Below are 19,335 nucleotides of genomic sequence, written 5' to 3'. Positions count from 1 at the left end.
CCTAATACATAGATGCAACGGGGCAGCGGTTTTTCAAAAGCGGGTAGACAGTGGGTGCGAGTCCATACATAGGAGCTGCCGCAGGCTGCGATCCTTTTTTAGCCCCTTGACGTAAACGTCAACCTACCTTTAGCTTAGCGCCATGACCTTTCGTGAGCGCTTCCATGAGCAGCCAGACCTACAGCATCTCCGACCTCGCCCGCGAGCTCGACATCACCACCCGCGCTATTCGCTTTTATGAAGAGCAAGGCCTGCTCAGCCCTGAACGTCGTGGTCAGGAACGTATCTACTCGCCCCGTGACAAGGTCAGCCTGAAGTTGATCCTGCGGGGCAAGCGCATCGGTTTTTCCCTGGCCGAATGCCGCGAGTTGATCGAGCTTTACGACCCCTCCAGCGGTAACACCAAGCAACTGCACAGCATGCTGGCGAAAATCAGCGAACGCCGGGAACAGCTGGAACAGCAGTTGCTGGACATCGAACAGATGAAACTGGAGCTGGATACTGCCGAAGAGCGCTGCGTGCAGGCGCTGGAACAGACGCTCAAAAGCCAGGAATCGATTCAATAAACCCCGACCCCTTGTAGGAGCGAGCCTGCTCGCGATGGTCGTCAACGATGACGCATGTCTGCGGGATAAACGCGGTGCCTGGGAGCCCATCGCGAGCAGGCTCGCTCCTACAGGGTTCTCCGAACAATCAACACAGGTCGAATCCCCATGCCCCTCCCCACCCAAGTACGCCTGGTCGAAGTCGGCCCCCGCGACGGTCTGCAAAACGAAGCCCAACCCATCAGCGTCGCCGACAAGGTGCAACTGGTCGACGCGCTCACGGCTGCGGGCCTGGGCTATATAGAAGTCGGCAGTTTCGTTTCGCCCAAGTGGGTGCCGCAGATGGCCGGTTCCGCTGATGTCTTCGCGCAGATCCAGCGCAAACCGGGCGTCACCTACGGCGCCCTCGCCCCCAACCTGCGCGGCTTTGAAGATGCATTGGCCAGCGGGGTCAAGGAAGTCGCGGTGTTCGCGGCAGCGTCGGAAGCGTTTTCCCAGCGCAACATCAACTGCTCGATCAGCGAAAGCCTGGAGCGTTTCGTGCCGATCATGGACGCCGCCAAACAACACGGCGTGACGGTGCGTGGTTATGTGTCTTGCGTGCTGGGCTGCCCTTATGAAGGACACGTCAAACCTGAGCAAGTCGCCCTTGTTGCCCGCGAGCTCTACGCCATGGGCTGCTATGAGGTTTCGCTGGGCGACACCATCGGCACCGGCACTGCCGGCGCAACGCGCAAGATGTTCGAAGTGGTGTCGGCTGACGTGCCGCGAGAAAAACTGGCCGGGCATTTCCACGACACCTACGGTCAGGCCATGGCCAATATCTACGCCAGCCTGCTGGAAGGCATCGCGGTATTCGACAGCTCCATCGCCGGCCTCGGCGGCTGCCCATACGCCAAGGGCGCCAGCGGTAACGTCGCCACCGAAGACGTGGTCTACCTGCTCAACGGCCTGGGTATCGAAACCGGAATCGACCTCGACGCGTTGATCCTGGCCGGCCAGCAAATCTGCAACGTATTGGGTCGCCCTACCGGTTCGCGTGTGGCCAAGGCTCGCAGCGCACAATGAGTGGGGGGGAATGTGTCCGGGTGTTACCGCAGTATCTGAAACGTGGGCGCAAGCGAGTAACACGGAAACAAAATGTAGGGTTTTGCCTGAGGCGAAAAACCCTACAAAAACTCAAAGCATTGATTTTAAAGGGTTTTTAAAAGTTGGCACGGCTTCTGCTATATCTATCGCACAACAAGAATAAAAAAAATTGCGGCAACCCTAATAAAAACAAGACGTAACGACTCTGACATAACAAAAACAACACGGCAGAGACGCAGCTAACAGATTTTTTTGGAGAAGATGTGCTTTTCAGGGTGCTTTTCGGAGTTACCCGCAACCGGACAGAGAATAATAAAACTACCTTCAGGTAGCTCCCGAATCGGTTGGATCGCTCAGCGAGAAAGTAGATCAGCGCTCAAAAAAATACGTTTGCTCTTGATCCCGAATGGGGATCGCCAAAAACAGCGGTAAAGGGCAACGGTTGCCAAAAACAAAAACAGACCGACCCTCAATAATAAAAAAAGAGCACGCGCAACGAAAATTAAAGGGGAGCTTCGGCTCCCCTTTGTGCTGTCTGGTGTTTGAGTTTTCCAAGAGAATCGCAACCTTGCAGGAGGTGGCGCAGCCTGCGATCCTTTGATCTTGACCTTCGCCAACCCCAAAAGATCGCAGCCTTCGGCAGCTCCTACCGTATCGCTTTTAGCTCCTCGATACTGATCTCGCGCATCCGGAATTTCTGGATCTTGCCGGTCACCGTCATCGGAAACTCCTCGACGAACTTGAAGTAACGCGGTGTCTTGAAGTGCGCGATGCGCTCCTTGCACCACGCTTGCAGCTCCTGCTCGGTGGCGCTATGGCCGGGGTGGAATTTGATCCAGGCAACGATCTCCTCGCCGTAGCGCGAGCAAGGAATGCCGATCACCTGCACGTCGGCCACGGCCGGGTGGGTAAAGAAAAACTCTTCCAGCTCCCGCGGGTAAACATTCTCACCGCCGCGGATGATCATGTCCTTGTTACGCCCGGCAATGCACACGTAACCCTCGTCGTTCATGCTCGCCAGATCACCGGTGTGCATCCAGCCTGCCTGATCGATCGCTTCTGCGGTGCCCTGAGGATTGTTCCAGTAACCGAGCATCACGCTGTAACCGCGAGTGCACAATTCGCCGATGGTGCCGCGCGGTACAAGATTGCCTGCCTCGTCGATGATCTTGCTTTCCAGTTGCGGCTGGGTACGACCGACGGTGGTGACGCGCAACTCCAGGTCGTCTGACGGACCGGTCTGCAACGACACCGGACTGGTTTCCGTCATGCCGTAGGCAATCTGCACCTCGCTCATGTGCATTTCGCTGATGACACGACGCATCACTTCGATCGGGCATGTCGCCCCCGCCATGATTCCGGTGCGCAGGCTCGACAGATCGAATTCGGCACGCTGCGGCTGATCGAGCATGGCGATGAACATGGTCGGTACGCCATAGAGCGCAGTGGCTTTTTCTTCGGCGACGGTGCTGAGGGTCAGCAGCGGGTCGAAGGCATCGTTGGGGTAAATCATGGTGCTGCCATGGGTGATGCAACCCAGATTGCCCATGACCATGCCGAAGCAGTGATACAACGGCACCGGGATCACCAGGCGATCAGCGGCGGTCAGGCCGAGGCTTTCACCCACCATGTAACCGTTGTTGAGAATGTTGTAGTGACTGAGGGTCGCACCCTTGGGGAAACCGGTGGTGCCGGAGGTGTACTGAATGTTCACCGCTTGATCGAAATGCAGGCTGTCCTGACGTTCGCGCAGTTGTTCGCCCGACACGCTGGCCGCCAGATCGGCCAATTGCGACCACGGCAGGAAACCGCTGGGCGGCTGTGCATCCAGGCTGATCACGCCGCGAAGATCCGGCAAGCGTTCACTCTGTAATTTGCCGATGGATTGCTCGGCCAGCTCAGGCACCAGGCCTTGCAGCATGGCGTGGTAGTTCGAGGTCTTGAAAGCCCCGGCGCAGACCAGCCACTGGCAACCCGACTGCTTTAATACGTATTCGAGTTCGGAGCTGCGGTAGGCCGGGTTGATGTTGACCAGGATCACGCCGATTTTCGCAGTGGCAATCTGCGTGATGCACCATTGCGCGCAATTCGGCGCCCAGATGCCGAGACGGTCACCGGCCTGCAAGCCCAGCGCCAGCAGTGCCCTGGCATGCGTATCCGCCGCATCCGCCAGTTGCCGCCAGGTGTAGCGCAGCTGTTGATGGCGTACGACCAGCGCTTCTCCGGTCGGGTACTGCGCGACAGTGTTGTCGAACGCCTGGCCAATGGTCATCGCCAGCAAGGCTTTGTCCTGGGAACCACGGGTGTAACTGCGTTGCGGGCTTGCACTGGGTTGATCCATGACGACCCCTATTGTCTTTATTAATGGGCTACCTGCACCTGTACCTGTAGGAGCGAGCCTGCTCGCGATGGACGTATGGACAACGCGTTCAACCAGACAATACGCGCTACCGTTAACGTCCATCGCGAGGAAGCTCGGCTCCTACAGAATCACCCAAGTTGACGTTAACGTAAAGGGTGATTGACAGCCTTTCGTCACAGGCTTACGTTAACGTAAAGGTGAGAGCCGAATCACTGCCCTCCCCACCCTACAAAAAAGCCAAAAGGTGACCCATGAGCTACCCATCCCTGAATTTTGCCCTCGGTGAAACCATCGACATGCTGCGCGATCAGGTTCAGTCCTTCGTCGCCAAAGAGATCGCCCCGCGCGCCGCTCAGATCGACATCGACAACCTGTTCCCCGCCGACCTGTGGCGCAAATTCGGCGACATGGGCCTGCTGGGCATCACCGTTCCTGAAGAGTACGGCGGTGCTGGCCTCGGCTATCTGGCCCACGTGGTGGTAATGGAAGAAATCAGCCGTGGCTCGGCCTCGGTGGCGTTGTCCTACGGCGCCCACTCCAACCTCTGCGTCAACCAGATCAACCGCAACGGCAACCACGAACAGAAAGCCAAATACCTGCCGAAGCTGATCAGCGGCGAGCACATCGGCGCCCTGGCCATGAGCGAGCCGAACGCCGGTTCCGACGTGGTGTCGATGAAACTGCGCGCCGAAAAACGTGGCGACAAGTACGTGCTCAACGGCAGCAAGACCTGGATCACCAACGGTCCTGACGCCAATACCTACGTGATCTACGCCAAGACCGACCTGGAAAAAGGCCCGCACGGCATCACCGCTTTCATCGTCGAGCGCGACTGGAAAGGCTTCAGCCGCAGCAACAAGTTCGACAAGCTCGGCATGCGCGGTTCCAACACCTGCGAACTGTTTTTCGATGACGTCGAAGTGCCGGAAGAAAACATCCTCGGCGTGCTCAACGGCGGCGTGAAAGTGCTGATGAGCGGTCTCGACTACGAGCGCGTCGTTCTTTCAGGCGGTCCGACCGGGATCATGCAGTCGTGCATGGACTTGATCGTGCCGTACATCCACGACCGCAAGCAGTTCGGCCAAAGCATCGGCGAGTTCCAGCTGATCCAGGGCAAGGTCGCCGACATGTACACCCAACTCAACGCCAGCCGCGCCTACCTGTATGCCGTGGCCCAGGCCTGCGAGCGCGGCGAAACCACGCGCAAGGACGCTGCCGGGGTGATCCTCTACAGCGCCGAACGCGCCACGCAAATGGCCCTCGACGCGATCCAGATTCTCGGCGGCAACGGCTACATCAACGAATTCCCGGCCGGCCGTCTGTTGCGTGACGCCAAGCTGTACGAAATCGGCGCCGGCACCAGTGAGATCCGTCGCATGCTGATCGGTCGCGAACTGTTCAACGAAACCCGCTAAACGGAGCTGTCCATGGCTATCCTGCATACCCAGCTCAACCCCCGTTCAGCGGAGTTCGCGGCCAACAGCGCGGCGATGCTCAAACAGGTCGACGCGCTGCACACCTTGCTCGCCCAAGTCGCGCAAGGTGGTGGTCCGAAAGCTCAAGAACGCCACACCTCGCGGGGCAAATTGCTGCCTCGCGAGCGCATCAACCGCCTGCTTGATCCGGGTTCGCCGTTTCTGGAAATCAGCCAGCTGGCGGCCTACGAGGTGTATGGCGAAGACGTTCCCGCCGCTGGCGTGATTGCCGGGATTGGCTGTGTGGAAGGCGTCGAATGCATGATCGTCGCCAACGATGCCACGGTAAAAGGTGGCTCGTACTACCCGCTGACCGTGAAAAAGCACCTGCGCGCCCAGACCATCGCCCAACAGAACCGCCTGCCGTGCATCTATCTGGTGGACTCCGGCGGCGCCAACCTGCCGCGTCAGGATGAAGTGTTTCCGGACCGCGAACACTTCGGCCGGATCTTCTTCAACCAGGCCAACATGAGCGCTATGGGCATTCCACAGATTGCCGTGGTCATGGGCTCCTGCACCGCCGGCGGCGCGTACGTGCCGGCGATGGCTGACGAAGCGATCATGGTCCGCGAGCAAGCGACGATCTTCCTCGCCGGCCCGCCGCTGGTGAAAGCCGCGACCGGTGAAGTGGTCAGCGCCGAAGACCTCGGCGGGGCCGATGTGCACTGCAAGATTTCCGGTGTGGCCGACCATTACGCCGAAAGCGATGAACACGCCCTCGCCATCGCGCGACGCAGCGTGGCCAACCTCAACTGGCGCAAGCAAGGCGAAGTTCAGCAACGCACGCCAATCGCCCCGCTCTATAGCAGCGACGAGTTGTACGGCGTTGTCCCGGCCGACGCCAAGCAGCCGTTCGATGTGCGCGAAGTGATTGCGCGTTTGGTGGACGGGTCGGTGTTCGACGAGTTCAAGGCGCTGTTCGGGACTACGCTGGTGTGCGGTTTTGCCTACCTGCACGGTTACCCGATCGCGATCCTCGCCAACAACGGCATCCTGTTCGCTGAAGCGGCGCAGAAAGGCGCGCACTTCATCGAGTTGGCCTGTCAACGTGGCATCCCGCTGCTGTTCCTGCAAAACATCACCGGTTTCATGGTCGGCCAGAAATACGAGGCCGGCGGCATCGCCAAACATGGCGCAAAATTGGTAACCGCCGTGGCCTGCGCCAAGGTGCCGAAGTTCACCGTGATCATCGGCGGCAGCTTCGGTGCCGGCAACTACGGCATGTGCGGTCGCGCCTACGATCCGCGCTTCCTGTGGATGTGGCCGAATGCGCGCATCGGCGTGATGGGCGCCGAACAGGCGGCCGGCGTGCTGGTGCAGGTCAAGCGCGAACAGGCCGAACGCAGTGGCCAGGCTTTCAGCGCCGAGCAGGAAGCCGAGATCAAGCAACCGATCCTCGACCAATACGAAGAACAGGGACACCCCTACTATTCCAGCGCTCGCTTGTGGGACGACGGTGTCATCGACCCGGCCCAGACCCGCGACGTGCTGGCCCTGGCCTTGTCCGCGTCGTTGAACGCGCCAATCGAACCGAGCCGCTTCGGCGTGTTCCGGATGTGATCGGGAGAAGAACATGAGCGACTTCAACACCCTCGAACTGCTGACCGACCCCCGTGGTTTCGCCACGCTGTGGCTCAGCCGCGAAGAAAAGAACAACGCCTTCAACGCCGAGATGATCCGCGAACTGATCCTCGCACTGGACAAGGTCGCGAGCGATGCCAGCCTGCGATTCCTGATCGTCCGTGGCCGTGGCAAGCACTTCAGCGCCGGCGCCGATCTGGCGTGGATGCAGCAATCGGCCGAACTCGATTACCACACCAACCTCGACGACGCCCGGGAACTGGCGGAGTTGATGTACAACCTGGCCAAACTGAAAGTCCCGACCCTGGCCGTGGTGCAAGGCGCAGCCTTTGGCGGCGCGTTGGGCCTGATCAGTTGCTGCGACATGGCCATCGGCGCCGATGACGCGCAGTTCTGCCTGTCGGAAGTACGCATCGGCCTGGCACCGGCGGTGATCAGCCCGTTCGTGGTGCAAGCCATCGGCGAGCGCGCCACCCGGCGCTATGCCCTGACCGCTGAACGCTTTGGCGGGCAACGGGCACGGGAGCTGGGCCTGTTGTCGGAGAGTTATCCGATTGCCGAGCTGGAGCAAAAAATCGATCAGTGGATCGACAACCTGCTGCTCAACAGTCCTGCCGCCATGCGTGCCAGCAAGGACTTGCTCCGTGAAGTCGGCGACGGTTCGCTGAACCCGGCACTGCGTCGCTACACCGAAAACGCCATCGCCCGCATCCGCGTCAGCCCCGAAGGCCAGGAAGGTCTGCGTGCCTTTTTGCAGAAACGTCCGCCGAGCTGGCAAGCCGAAACCACCACCAAGGAGCCGCGTTGATGAGCGCACCTGTACTCACTACCCTGCTGGTGGCCAACCGTGGCGAAATCGCTTGCCGGGTGATGCGCACCGCCAAGGCCCTGGGCCTGACCACCGTGGCCGTGCATAGCGCCACCGACCGTGACGCCCGCCACAGCCGCGAGGCGGATATCCGCGTCGACCTGGGTGGCAGCAAAGCCGCTGAGAGTTACCTGCAAATCGACAAACTGATCGCCGCGGCCAAGGCCAGCGGCGCCCAGGCGATCCATCCCGGTTATGGCTTTCTGTCGGAGAACGCCGGGTTCGCCCGTGCCATCGAAGCGGCAGGCCTGATTTTCCTCGGCCCGCCCGCCTCGGCCATCGACGCCATGGGCAGCAAGTCCGCCGCCAAGGCCCTGATGGAAACTGCTGGCGTGCCACTGGTGCCGGGCTATCACGGCGAGGCTCAAGACCTCGACACCTTCCGCGATGCCTGCGAACGCATCGGCTACCCGGTGCTGCTCAAGGCCACGGCCGGTGGCGGCGGCAAAGGCATGAAAGTGGTCGAGGACGTCAGCCAACTGGCCGAAGCCCTGGCCTCGGCCCAACGTGAAGCGCTTTCGTCGTTCGGCGATTCGCGGATGCTGGTGGAGAAGTACCTGCTCAAACCGCGTCACGTGGAAATCCAGGTATTCGCCGATCAGCACGGCAACTGCCTGTACCTCAACGAACGCGACTGCTCCATTCAGCGTCGTCACCAGAAAGTCGTCGAAGAAGCACCGGCGCCGGGCCTGAGCCCGGAACTGCGCCGCGCCATGGGTGAAGCCGCTGTGCGTTCGGCTCAGGCCATCGGCTACGTCGGTGCCGGCACCGTGGAGTTCTTGCTGGATGCGCGCGGCGAGTTCTTCTTCATGGAGATGAACACTCGCCTGCAAGTGGAACACCCGGTCACTGAAGCCATCACGGGCCTCGACCTGGTGGCGTGGCAGATTCGTGTGGCGCGTGGCGAAGCCTTGCCGATGACTCAAGAGCAGGTGCCGCTGATCGGCCATGCGATTGAAGTGCGGCTGTATGCCGAAGATCCGGGCAATGACTTCCTGCCCGCAACCGGGCGCCTGGAGCTGTATCGCGAATCCGCACCGGGTGCGGGCCGTCGAGTGGACAGCGGAGTTGAAGAGGGCGATGAGATTTCGCCATTCTATGACCCGATGCTCGGCAAGTTGATTGCCTGGGGCGAGGACCGTGAACAGGCCCGATTGCGCCTGCTAAGCATGCTCGATGAATTCGCCATTGGCGGACTGAAGACCAACATCAACTTTCTGCGGCGCATCATCGGCCACCCGGCGTTTGCCGCGGCGGAACTGGATACCGGGTTTATCCCGCGCTATCAAGAGCAACTGCTGCCAGCGCCTGCGCAACTCAGCGACGAATTCTGGCAAGCCGCTGCCCAGACGTTCGCCCAGAGTCAGCACCGTTCAACACGCAGTGAAGATCCGAGTTCGCCCTGGGCCATCGGCAACGGATTCCGCGCCGGATTGCCAGCGGAAATCACCCTGCACCTGAGTTGTGAAGGCCAGGATCGTGCGCTGACTTTGGGCGACATCAACGCCCAACTCCGGGGCGAGCAATTGCTGACCGAACACAACGGCGTGCGCCGCCAGCATCGGGCGATCCGTCGGGGTGAACATGTGTATTTGCAATGGGACGGTGAGCTGCATCGCATCGAGTCCTACGACCCGATCAGTGCCGTCGAGGCCAGCCACAGTCATCAGGGCGGGCTGACTGCGCCCATGAACGGCAGCATCGTGCGCGTGCTGGTGGAGGCCGGGCAAACGGTCGAAGCCGGGGCGCAATTGGTGGTGCTGGAAGCGATGAAGATGGAACACAGCATTCGTGCACCGCATGCGGGTGTGATCAAGGCACTGTACTGCCAGGAAGGCGAGATGGTCAGCGAAGGTAGTGCGCTGGTCGAGCTGGAAGAGGCCTGAAAAAAGACCGGTCCTACATATTGTGAGGACCGGTCTGATCAGAACTTAGCTGTTGCCTGAACCACCACGCCGATGATTCGGCACTCTTCGGTGTAAAGGGCTTTCGGATACGTCGGATTGAGCGGGACCAGGTAACGCTGCCCGCCCTCTTCGATCAACTTGCGAAAAACCGCCTCGCTGCTGTCCTGCCACTGCGCGATGACCAGTTTGCCTGGTACGGCTTCCACGTCCGGGTCCACCAGGATCAACATGCCTTCGGCGATGCTGAGGCCACTGGGTGCGGTCATCGCATCGCCCGTGACCGTCAGCCAGAATGCTGCGCCTTGTGCGTGGTAGTCCGACAATTCAAAACGGTATTGCGCCTGTTCGCCATCACGGACCTCCCCGGTTTCCCGCCAGTCACTGACCGGGTAGCGGAAGTACGGATTGTACTTTTGCGTCAGGGAAATCCCGTCGTCCTGCGGCTCTTGAGGCTCGCGAATCACCAACACCACCTCGAGAAAATCCATCCCGAGCGCCTTCAACACGCGGTTCATGTTGTCGATGCCGGGCTCGCGACGCTTGTTCAGCCAATGACCAACGCCGCCCTGGGACATCCCGAGGCGGTCGGCGAGTATCTCTTGAGTGACTTTGAGCTCACTCATCTTGGCCTTGACCAATTCAATCCATTTATCCATGTGCGGCACGATACGGGGTGGACTCCGGCCATCAAAACACAAATTGTAGTATTTAAACTATGGTCACAAATACATATCGTACTAGGATGGATTCACGGATCTGAATCAATCACGGAGCTTTCCCCCACCATGACCCAACCCGCCAACGACCTGCCTGATATGCAAATCGATACCTCCCTCACCTCACCGCAAGGTTCGGCCGCCGCCCAGCGCGCACTGGACTATTACCTGAAACCGGCTGTTTCAGAGGAAGGGGTCGCGGAACGTTTCTTTGATGTGAACCGAAACATCAGCAGCGAGGAGGCGCTGGTCCATGCGTCAGACCTGCTGCGCTGTGCCGCCGCCACGGCTTTCGAATCAGCCAGCCATTTGCAGGGTTCAAGTCGGGACTTGGCGTTTTCGGCAGTGCACATGATCGACATGGCCAAAGCCATGGTGGACCGGTCACTGGAGAGACATCAAATCGGTTGAAGCGAAGGTGTAAAAAAGAGAGGACTGGAAAGAATTTTCCAATCGCGCAGATAAAATCATTTGACTTGCAAACGAGAATGATTATTATTGCATCAGCTGGTCGCGAGATCAGTCGATGGACCAAAAGACCTTAGGTCGGTCTTTTGGACTATCTCCTCATCAGGCTAATCACGGTTTTTGACCCGGCTTTTTGCCGGGTCTTTTTTTGCCAGTTTTCTGGCTTATGGCTTCAGGCTAATGAAGTCTTCAGGTGCCGCAAATTCGATGGCGCGGATGATATCAAAAGAATATTTGTTGGCAAGAGAAGCCTGTGATCATTAGGGCAAACTAATGGCAAATAGCACTTGAGAATCAATCGCACAATCTCTAAGCTGCCTCGGCGTCAAGGAGGACGCCCCCTTGATACCCCCTTCCAGCCCTTTCAATACACCGCGATATGCGAATCCGTTCGCGGCTCGGTTCCCCCGCACAACACCCCCGTTTCAGGATCACGCAGGATGATCTGCCCTCGCCCGTAACTGGTGAGATCGCAGGCAACTTCCACCGTGTGACCACGACGTGCCAGCGCCGCCGCCATGTCCCGTGATGCATCCTGTTCGATTCCGACCTTCAGTCCGCCCAGCCATTGCCAGCGCGGCGCATCGAGGGCCGCTTGCGGGTTGAGTCCGAAATCCACCAGGTTCATCACCATTTGCACATGCCCTTGCGGCTGCATGTAACCGCCCATCACTCCAAACGGCCCCATCGCCTCACCGTCCTTGCTGAGAAACCCGGGAATGATGGTGTGGAAAGTCTTTTTGCCAGGGGCCAGGCAGTTGGAATGCCCGGGATCGAGGCTGAATTCTTCGCCACGGTTTTGCAGGGCGATACCGCTGTCGGGCAATACCACGCCGGAACCGAACCCGTGATAGTTGCTCTGGATAAATGAAACCATGTTGCCATCGGCGTCGGCGGTGGCCAGGTAGACGGTGCCGCTGGCGTGGGGATCGCCCGGCTGCGGCGCGATTGCCTGTTCGCCAATCTGCGCTCGGCGATGGCTTGCATAGTGTTCACTCAGCAAGTCATCGACAGCAACCCGCATGTGTTCCGGATCCGTGATGTAGTGCAAGCCATCGCTGTAGGCGAGTTTCATGGCTTCGAGTTGTCGATGCCAGGTCTGTTGACTGTCGCGGTGATCGAAGTCGAAGCCCTCGAGTATCTTCAACGTCATCAACGCCACCAGCCCCTGCCCGCTCGGTGGAATTTCCCAGACGTCGACCCCGCGATAATTGACCTTGATCGGCTCGACCCATTGCGCGCGGTAGTCCTGCAAGTCGCTGGCGCGCAAGTAACCACCCGTGGCCCTGGAGTGTGCGTCCAGCCGTTGTGCCAGCGCACCACGGTAGAGACTTTCACAACCGCTGGCCGCCAACTCGTTGAGGGTTCGAGCCTGGGCCGGGTTGCGGAACAGTTCACCGGCACGGGGCGCACGACCTTCAATCAGAAAGGTCTCGAACCAGCTTTCAAGCACCTCGCTGCGGTCGGGTGTGAAATCCTCCAGCGCGCTTTGCCATTGCAGCGCAACCACCGGCGACACGGGAAAACCATCGCGCGCCAGACTGATTGCCGGTTGCAGCAACTCGGCAAACGGTAGTCGACCGAAACGTTTGGACAGCTCAGCCCAGGCCGACGGGCAACCCGGAACGGTGACCGGCGTCCAGCCATGCAACGGCATCTTTTCATGGCCCGCGGCTTTAACCGCCTCGATGCTCAAGGCTTGTGGCGCAGCGCCATTGGCGTTCAAACCGTGCAATTTGTTTTGCGTCCAGACCAACGCAAACGCGTCGCCACCAATACCGCAACCGGTGGGCTCGACAACGGTTAACGCTGCGGCGGTGGCAATCGCTGCATCGATGGCATTGCCACCACGACGCATGATTTCAATTCCGGCTTCAGCGGCCAGTGGTTGTGAAGCGGCGACCATGCCGCGTTTGGCGAAGACGCTTTGACGTTGTGAGGCGTAGGGATATTCATGGGCAGAAAATTTGAACATGGCAGGACTCACACAAATTTGTTTGATGGGCTTACAACACTCGACTGAGAAAGGCGCGGGTACGCGCGTGCTTCGGCTGACTGAAAATCTGCTCAGGCGGCCCCTGTTCGATCAGTTCGCCCTGATCGAGCACCACCACCCGATCAGCCACCTCACGGGCAAACCCCATTTCATGGGTGACAACGACCATGGTCATGCCCTCCTCGGCCAGCTCCTTCATGACTTGCAGCACTTCCCCCACCGTCTCGGGGTCAAGGGCGCTGGTGGGCTCATCGAACAGCATGGCCTGGGGTTTCATGGCCAATGCCCGGGCGATGGCCACCCGCTGCTGCTGGCCACCGGACAACATCGACGGGTAATGATCGGCCTTTTCCGCCAGCCCCACCCGCGTGAGCAGCGCCCGCGCTTGCTCCAGCGCCGCCGCGCGCGAAACACCCAGCACCTGGATGGGCGCCTCGATGATGTTTTCCAGAGCCGTCATATGCGGGAACAAATTGAATCGCTGGAACACCATGCCGATGTCCCGACGCTGGCGAGCAATGTTGCGCTCCGAATCCCGGACCAGGCTGCCATCGGCCCGGGTGCGATAGCCCATCGGCTGACCCGCGACGCGGATCTGCCCCGACTGGATGTCCTCCAGCAAATTGATACAGCGGATAAACGTGGTTTTACCGGAGCCCGACGCACCGATCAGCACCACCACTTCACCGCGTTTCACTTGCAGGGAAATGCCCTTGAGAATCTCAAGCTCACCAAACGACTTGTGGATATCCAGCGCTTCGATGACCAGTTCTTCACTCATGTGCGCCATCTCAACGCCCTCTCAACAGTTTCATGGTGTTGCGTCCGAACATCCGGCTGGCGGCCGGTGCCGGGCGATCGGACTGACCGAAACGTGTCTCCAGCCAGCGCTGGAAAAAGCCCCAGAGTGTGGTCAACGCCAGGAAGTAGATGGCCACGACCAGGTACAACTCGAACACGCGGAAGGTCGCCGAGGTCACCATTTGCGTGCTGAGCAGCAGTTCCTGCACCCCGATCACGCTGACCAGCGTGGTGTTTTTCAGCATCACGTTGAACTCGTTGCCCAGCGGCGGCACGATCACCCGGAACGCTTGCGGCAGCACGATGCGGCGCATCAATTTGGGGAACGTCATGCCCAGGGACCGCCCGGCTTCGTACTGCCCCTTGTCCACCGCACCGATGCCGGCCCGAATGATTTCGGCCATGTAGGCGCCTTCGTTGAGGCCCAGAGCGATGATCGCCGCCTGGATGTTGCCCGGCACGATGAACCAGCCGAGGTCCAGGTCTTCAAAGCGGAAAATCCCGCCCGCCGCCAACGCCGTGTACAGAAACACGATCTGCACCAGCAACGGCGTGCCGCGCATCAGCCAGACATAAAAGCGCACCGGGTATTGCAACAACGGGTTACTCGACAGCTTCATCAACGCCGCGATCAGCCCCAGCACACAACCGAGCAACATCGCCGAAACGCTGATCAGGCAAGTCAGCCAGAGCCCCGTCAGGTACACATCGCTGGGCTGCAACAGGTACTGCCAGAACACATCCCAATTGAAATTCATCTGGTTTTCCCTCAGTCCAGTTTGTCGCTGTCGACATGCCATTTACTGAGGAGCGCGGTGTAGCTGCCGTCGGCGCGCATGCCTTGCAGGACTTCGGTCAACGCCACGGTCAGTTGCGGATCGCTTTTGCGGACGCCAAAACCGGTGAGGATGCGATTGAAGGCTGGCACCGCTGACTGGAACAGGTCAGGAGCCAGTTGCTGATAGTGTCCGGCGGACTCGACCGTGGTGCCGAAGGCGTCTACCTGGTTGATGCGCAAGGCCTGGAACGCATCGGCATCGACGTTGTACACCACCAGTTTCATCGGCGCCTTGCCGGCCGCTTCAAGCTTTTCGTTCTCCTTGCCCAGCAGCATGCGGATGGTCGAACCGTTACTGACCGCGACCTTGAGCCCCGACAAATCCTCCAGCGTGCTCACCGATTTCGGGTTGCCCTTGGGCACGACGATCGACTGGCTGGAATACATGAAGTTGACGATGTCGATCACTTCGCGGCGTTCGGGTTTGTCGAACAGTTGATCGACGATCATGTCGCACTGCTGCGCCAGCAATGCCGGGATCAACCCGGCGAAAGGCGAGATGCGCCATTCGACTTTCTTGTCACCCAGGCGTTTGGCAATCGCTTCGCCCATGTCGACCTGAAGTCCGACCGGTTTTTGCTTCAGGTCAAACGACACCAGCGGCGGTGAGTCCATGCCGGAGCAATAGACGATCTTTTCGCTCTTGCTTAATCGCTCGGGTAACTCGGGGGCAGCAAACGCCCATTGGGAACACAGACTCAAGGTGAACACCGCAACTAACGCGCAAGGCTTTTGCATGACATGACTCCAGGTGGCTGCAACGGGGGATGTGTTTGTTCTTCTACTGATGAGCCTCAAGAAACTGAATCAACCGCGGGATGGTGCCTTCGATGTGCTCGCACACCACGGCGGCTGCCTTATCCGGATCGCCGGAACGCAAAGCCGTCACGATCGAGGCATGTTCGTCCCGGGCACTGCGGGGTTTGTCGGCGTGTTGCAGCCACAGGCGCATGTGCGGCTCGATCACCGAATACAGCGCCGAAATCTGCCGCATCAGGCGCGGGCGCTCACTCAAGCTGCACAGGTATTCATGGAAGGCCCGGTGACGGCTGACCCACTCGGCACCGTCCTCGCGGTAGTCGTCCATCTCGTCGAGCAGACGCTCCAGGTGACTGAAATGGCGCTCGCTCATTTTGCTGACAGCCACCCGGATGGCGAGGCCTTCAAGGGCGCTGCGCATCTCGAAGACTTCGCGCATTTCGTCGATGTTCAGGCCGCGAACGATGGCGCCGCGATTGGGCCGCAACGTCACCAGGCCGTCGGCATCCAGACGGCGGAAGGCCTCGCGCACGGGCATGCGGCTCATGCCGATTTCACCGGCGATGTCCTCGGCGATCAGCCGCTCGCCGGTGCGATAACGTCCCTTACAGATAGCCTCCAGAAGAAAGTTGTAGGCCTCTTCCTCGGCGGTAACAGGCTGGCGCTCGGTGTAGACAGGGGCGAATTTCATCGGTGCACCTTTTGTATTTTTGTATCCAATTATCCATAAAGCCAAAAAAGCACGATGCATGCCAGATTCAGCATGGGGCATGCAGGTGATTGATTAGGATGGTTTATTGGGAATGTAAGACGCCGATGTGCGGATTGCTCAGAGTCGGGTAACGAGTTGAAATGCCCCAGTCTGGGGTCGACAGGCCCCAAAGAGGTGCTGCTGGTAACACAACTGAAACCTTTGACTGCAATCGAACGTCGCGCCGATCGGTGAGCGACGAAACAGAACGGCGCTCATGGGGATGAAACGATTTTTCTGCGCTCCTAACCCTCTTCTCTTGCGTGTAAAGTAGCCGCCATAAAATCTAAATCAGGAACCCTGACCGTGGCTAAATCCTCTCTCGACATCAGTGCCAATTTCGACAGCGGCAACATTCAGGTCATTGACCTCAGCGACCCGCTCAAGCCCCTGCTGGCGATCCGCCCCGATACCAAGAGCAATCACTTTCAATGGTTCCACTTCAAGGCCAGCGGCCTGCACGTCGGTCAGGAACACTGGTTTCGCCTGAACAATGCCAGCCAGTCTTCGTACAACAAGGCCTGGGACGGTTATCAGGCGGTCGCGTCCTACGACCACGTCAACTGGTTCCGCGTGCCGACCATCTTCGAAGGCGACTGCCTGCGCTTCTGCCTTGAAGCCACGCAAACCCACGCCTGGTTCGCCTACTTCGAACCCTACAGCCGTGGCCGCCACGATTGGCTGATCGAGCAGGCGCTGACCAAGGCCGGCACCGAACTGCTGGCCACCGGCAAGAGCGTCGAAGGCCGCGACATCCAGTTGCTGCGCAAAGGCAGCGGCGCCGATGGACAGCGCAAAGTGTGGATCATCGCCCAGCAACATCCGGGCGAGCACATGGCCGAGTGGTTCATGGAAGGTGTGATCGAGCGTCTGGAAAGACACGACGATCCGGTACTGAACAAACTGCTGGCCAGCGCCGACTTGTACCTGGTGCCGAACATGAACCCGGACGGCGCCTTCCACGGTCACCTGCGCACCAACGCCATGGGCCAGGACCTGAACCGCGCCTGGCAGAACGCCAGCCCGGAAATCAGCCCGGAAGTGTTTTTCGTACAGCAGCAAATGGAAAAGTACGGAGTCGATATGTTCATCGACGCGCACGGTGACGAGGAAATCCCTCACGTGTTCACCGCCGCGTGCGAAGGTAATCCGGGCTACACGCCGCGCATCGAAAAACTCGAAGAGCATTTCCGCAGCCACCTGAAGCACACCACCAAGGACTTCCAGACCAAACACGGCTACACCCGCGACGAACCGGGCCAAGCCAACATGACGCTGGCTTGCAACAGCGTTGGCCAGAAGTACGACTGCCTGTCACTGACCCTGGAAATGCCGTTCAAGGATCACGACGATCATCCGAACCCGTTGACGGGGTGGTCGGGCAAACGGTCGAAGCAGTTGGGGAAGGATGTTTTGACGACTGTGGCGGATATGGTTGGTATTCTTCGCTAATACGTCGATAAACAACTCATGGCCTCAATGAGGCCATGAATCGCAAGGAATGCAGAAATCATTAAAATTTTGTTTATTTTTGCAGGGACACCAGCACGTTGATGGGAACCTCCCAACTACCTGACAAATTACGCGCCTTCATTTTCAGTGCTCCGTTAAATATACCTGAAGGTAGACCGGGATTATCTGCTTCAAGAAATGTCAGTTTGAAAGAAAAATCAATCTGATTTTGCTCCGAATTTTGACAACCAATATAAGAGTTCATGGCATACCAACCACACCTCCCCAACGCACGCTCTCCACGCAAATAAATGGTATGTTTCACACCACTACTATTTTCTAGTTCCACAGTTAGCCTGTTGTAGCCTGCTATCGCATAAACAAGCGTTGTTGGACCTTGGTCTGGAGCCAAAGTAACTACACCAGCCTGATAACTCCTTAACACGCTCAAATTCACGGTCTGCGTGGTAGTGCTTCCGTTGAGATTCAGAGCTATTCGATGAGTATTGGATGGTAGATTAGTGTATGAGGATAGCCGATCCGCATTCTCGCGCCATACTCGAGCCATGTTAGCAGTAGCTGTATTACCCAACGGCAAGCCGTGTTGATCTCGAACGGCTGAAGTTGAATAGTAAGGGGCTTCATTTCCACATTGAGCAGTGGTGGATTTCCCATTATTGAAACCGAAGTTATAACCTCCTCCCGGCTCATGACAGTGCCCCCCACCCACGTTATGGCCTACTTCATGACGAAACGCCTCTCCATAGACATACCCCAAAGCTAAACGGCCTGGCACGTACGCCCAACCAACGGCCGAATCATCGGGATGACCGGAAAAAATCCCATACAGCATATCTGGATCAAATGCTTGCATACTGGCAGAAAATATCTCAGGCAATCGGCTTAGCGTATCAGGCGTGAGTGGATAATTAGTCTCAACGACTTGCACCCCGACCAATTTCATCGAAACATTGGTTACTTGAGAGTTACGCAGAGCCAGATTGACGCTTTCCACTTGAGCCAATGCATTGGCATGAGCGTCTCCACCAGCGGCCTCAACCGCAGAACGTGAATATCCGATGAGCATTTCGATGACATAGGGGCCCTCCGAAGTGCGCGACTCCGGTACAACAGTCTTTGCGTCTTCCACGACCGTATCCGGGAGTGAATAATCTCGCTTTGGAAAAGGAGTATACCGACTATCACCTTTACCGTTGATTACAAGCAAACCTTTGTTTCCTGGTTGTTCAATAACAGCAGTCAACCCACCGTCACCAGACCTGACCGTCACCAATGAGCCGACAGACTTGTCCGGCATTAATAGATTCCCGCTCTCAACGGTATAACCATCAATCACCTTCGAACTCGACCGCTCAAACACCCCCGGTTTAATTACATCCGCATAAAGTTCTGCCGTTGCCTTACTCGCCACATTCTCCACAACCCAACTTTTCGGCCCGCCGGGATCCGGTGAATGAGCACACGCCCCAAGCAACCCAGCCAACAACACGACCGATAGCGAAGTACAAACATCCCGCATAAAACGCACACCTGCAGTCTGGAACATGATTCGTCTCCTTGAATGACACTATCAGTGCTGTTCGACTGGCCTCGTCCGGGCCACTGCAGTCTGTGAGCATTGAACGCGTCTTTTCGAGAAGGCGAAACTGTCAAAGTTGACAGGTGGGGAGCTACACCAACCTGTAGGAGCTGCCGCAGGCTGCGAT

At 58.5% G+C, this 19,335-nt stretch carries 16 protein-coding genes; 8 read left to right on the top strand and 8 right to left on the bottom strand.

Annotation, left to right across the window (positions count from 1 at the left end):
- Positions 1–164 precede the first annotated feature (164 nt).
- Entirely contained in the window at positions 165–566 is a 402-nt protein-coding gene (locus ACW9JC_RS20095; RefSeq protein ID WP_007980992.1) for a MerR family transcriptional regulator, read from the top strand.
- A gap of 147 nt (positions 567–713) precedes the next feature.
- A complete protein-coding gene (locus tag ACW9JC_RS20090; RefSeq protein ID WP_457457081.1) occupies positions 714–1,613 on the top strand; it encodes a hydroxymethylglutaryl-CoA lyase in 900 nt (299 codons plus the stop codon).
- Positions 1,614–2,280: 667 nt separating this feature from the next.
- On the opposite strand, the gene ACW9JC_RS20085 is transcribed toward ACW9JC_RS20090, so the two are convergent.
- Positions 2,281–3,975, bottom strand: a complete 1,695-nt coding sequence (locus ACW9JC_RS20085) for an AMP-binding protein (RefSeq protein WP_457457079.1) — start codon at positions 3,973–3,975, stop codon at positions 2,281–2,283.
- Between the two features lie 272 nt (positions 3,976–4,247).
- On the opposite strand from ACW9JC_RS20085, the gene ACW9JC_RS20080 reads away from it, so the two are divergent.
- Genes ACW9JC_RS20080 through ACW9JC_RS20065 form a run of 4 tightly spaced genes read left to right on the top strand, consistent with a single transcriptional unit; the run spans position 4,248 to position 9,806 of the window.
- Positions 4,248–5,411, top strand: coding sequence for an isovaleryl-CoA dehydrogenase (locus tag ACW9JC_RS20080; RefSeq protein WP_338581917.1), 1,164 nt, complete (start codon positions 4,248–4,250; stop codon positions 5,409–5,411).
- 12 nt (positions 5,412–5,423) lie between these two features.
- Positions 5,424–7,031 carry a carboxyl transferase domain-containing protein gene (locus ACW9JC_RS20075; RefSeq protein ID WP_457457076.1) on the top strand — a complete coding sequence of 536 codons (1,608 nt, stop codon included), beginning with the start codon at positions 5,424–5,426 and terminating at the stop codon, positions 7,029–7,031.
- Between the two features lie 13 nt (positions 7,032–7,044).
- Positions 7,045–7,860, top strand: coding sequence for a gamma-carboxygeranoyl-CoA hydratase (locus ACW9JC_RS20070; protein WP_338581919.1), 816 nt, complete (start codon positions 7,045–7,047; stop codon positions 7,858–7,860).
- Complete coding sequence (locus tag ACW9JC_RS20065) at positions 7,860–9,806, top strand: acetyl/propionyl/methylcrotonyl-CoA carboxylase subunit alpha (RefSeq protein WP_457457074.1); 1,947 nt, start codon at positions 7,860–7,862, stop codon at positions 9,804–9,806. Before ACW9JC_RS20070 ends, ACW9JC_RS20065 begins: the two co-directional genes overlap by 1 nt.
- Before the next feature lie 38 nt (positions 9,807–9,844).
- On the opposite strand, the gene ACW9JC_RS20060 is transcribed toward ACW9JC_RS20065, so the two are convergent.
- Complete coding sequence (locus ACW9JC_RS20060) at positions 9,845–10,483, bottom strand: LexA family protein (RefSeq protein ID WP_457457072.1); 639 nt, start codon at positions 10,481–10,483, stop codon at positions 9,845–9,847.
- 129 nt (positions 10,484–10,612) lie between these two features.
- Between ACW9JC_RS20060 and ACW9JC_RS20055 the strand changes: the two genes are divergently transcribed.
- The gene (locus tag ACW9JC_RS20055) at positions 10,613–10,954 is read left to right on the top strand and encodes a DUF6124 family protein (RefSeq protein ID WP_457457070.1); all 342 of its coding nucleotides are present in this window, start codon (positions 10,613–10,615) and stop codon (positions 10,952–10,954) included.
- Positions 10,955–11,375: 421 nt separating this feature from the next.
- Here the strand turns inward: ACW9JC_RS20055 and ACW9JC_RS20050 are convergent, their stop codons facing one another.
- Genes ACW9JC_RS20050 through ACW9JC_RS20030 form a run of 5 tightly spaced genes read right to left on the bottom strand, consistent with a single transcriptional unit; the run spans position 11,376 to position 16,096 of the window.
- Complete coding sequence (locus tag ACW9JC_RS20050) at positions 11,376–12,986, bottom strand: gamma-glutamyltransferase family protein (protein ID WP_457457068.1); 1,611 nt, start codon at positions 12,984–12,986, stop codon at positions 11,376–11,378.
- A gap of 31 nt (positions 12,987–13,017) precedes the next feature.
- A complete protein-coding gene (locus tag ACW9JC_RS20045) occupies positions 13,018–13,797 on the bottom strand; it encodes an amino acid ABC transporter ATP-binding protein (RefSeq protein WP_338581925.1) in 780 nt (259 codons plus the stop codon).
- A 1-nt stretch (position 13,798) separates the two neighbouring features.
- Positions 13,799–14,566: an amino acid ABC transporter permease gene (locus ACW9JC_RS20040; protein ID WP_338581926.1), complete on the bottom strand. Its 768-nt coding sequence runs from the start codon at positions 14,564–14,566 to the stop codon at positions 13,799–13,801.
- Between the two features lie 11 nt (positions 14,567–14,577).
- Positions 14,578–15,384, bottom strand: a complete 807-nt coding sequence (locus ACW9JC_RS20035; RefSeq protein ID WP_338581927.1) for an ABC transporter substrate-binding protein — start codon at positions 15,382–15,384, stop codon at positions 14,578–14,580.
- Between the two features lie 43 nt (positions 15,385–15,427).
- Entirely contained in the window at positions 15,428–16,096 is a 669-nt protein-coding gene (locus ACW9JC_RS20030; RefSeq protein ID WP_457457065.1) for a GntR family transcriptional regulator, read from the bottom strand.
- Positions 16,097–16,456: 360 nt separating this feature from the next.
- Between ACW9JC_RS20030 and ACW9JC_RS20025 the strand changes: the two genes are divergently transcribed.
- A complete protein-coding gene (locus ACW9JC_RS20025) occupies positions 16,457–17,608 on the top strand; it encodes a M14 family metallopeptidase (protein WP_457457083.1) in 1,152 nt (383 codons plus the stop codon).
- Between the two features lie 73 nt (positions 17,609–17,681).
- Here the strand turns inward: ACW9JC_RS20025 and ACW9JC_RS20020 are convergent, their stop codons facing one another.
- Positions 17,682–19,175 (bottom strand): hypothetical protein, encoded by a 1,494-nt coding sequence (locus ACW9JC_RS20020; protein ID WP_457457063.1) that lies wholly within the window; start codon positions 19,173–19,175, stop codon positions 17,682–17,684.
- Between the last annotated feature and the right edge of the window lie 160 nt (positions 19,176–19,335).

The sequence above is a fragment of the Pseudomonas sp. SDO5591_S426 genome, from assembly GCF_054070755.1.
This window is presented reverse-complemented; position numbering and strand designations above follow the sequence as displayed.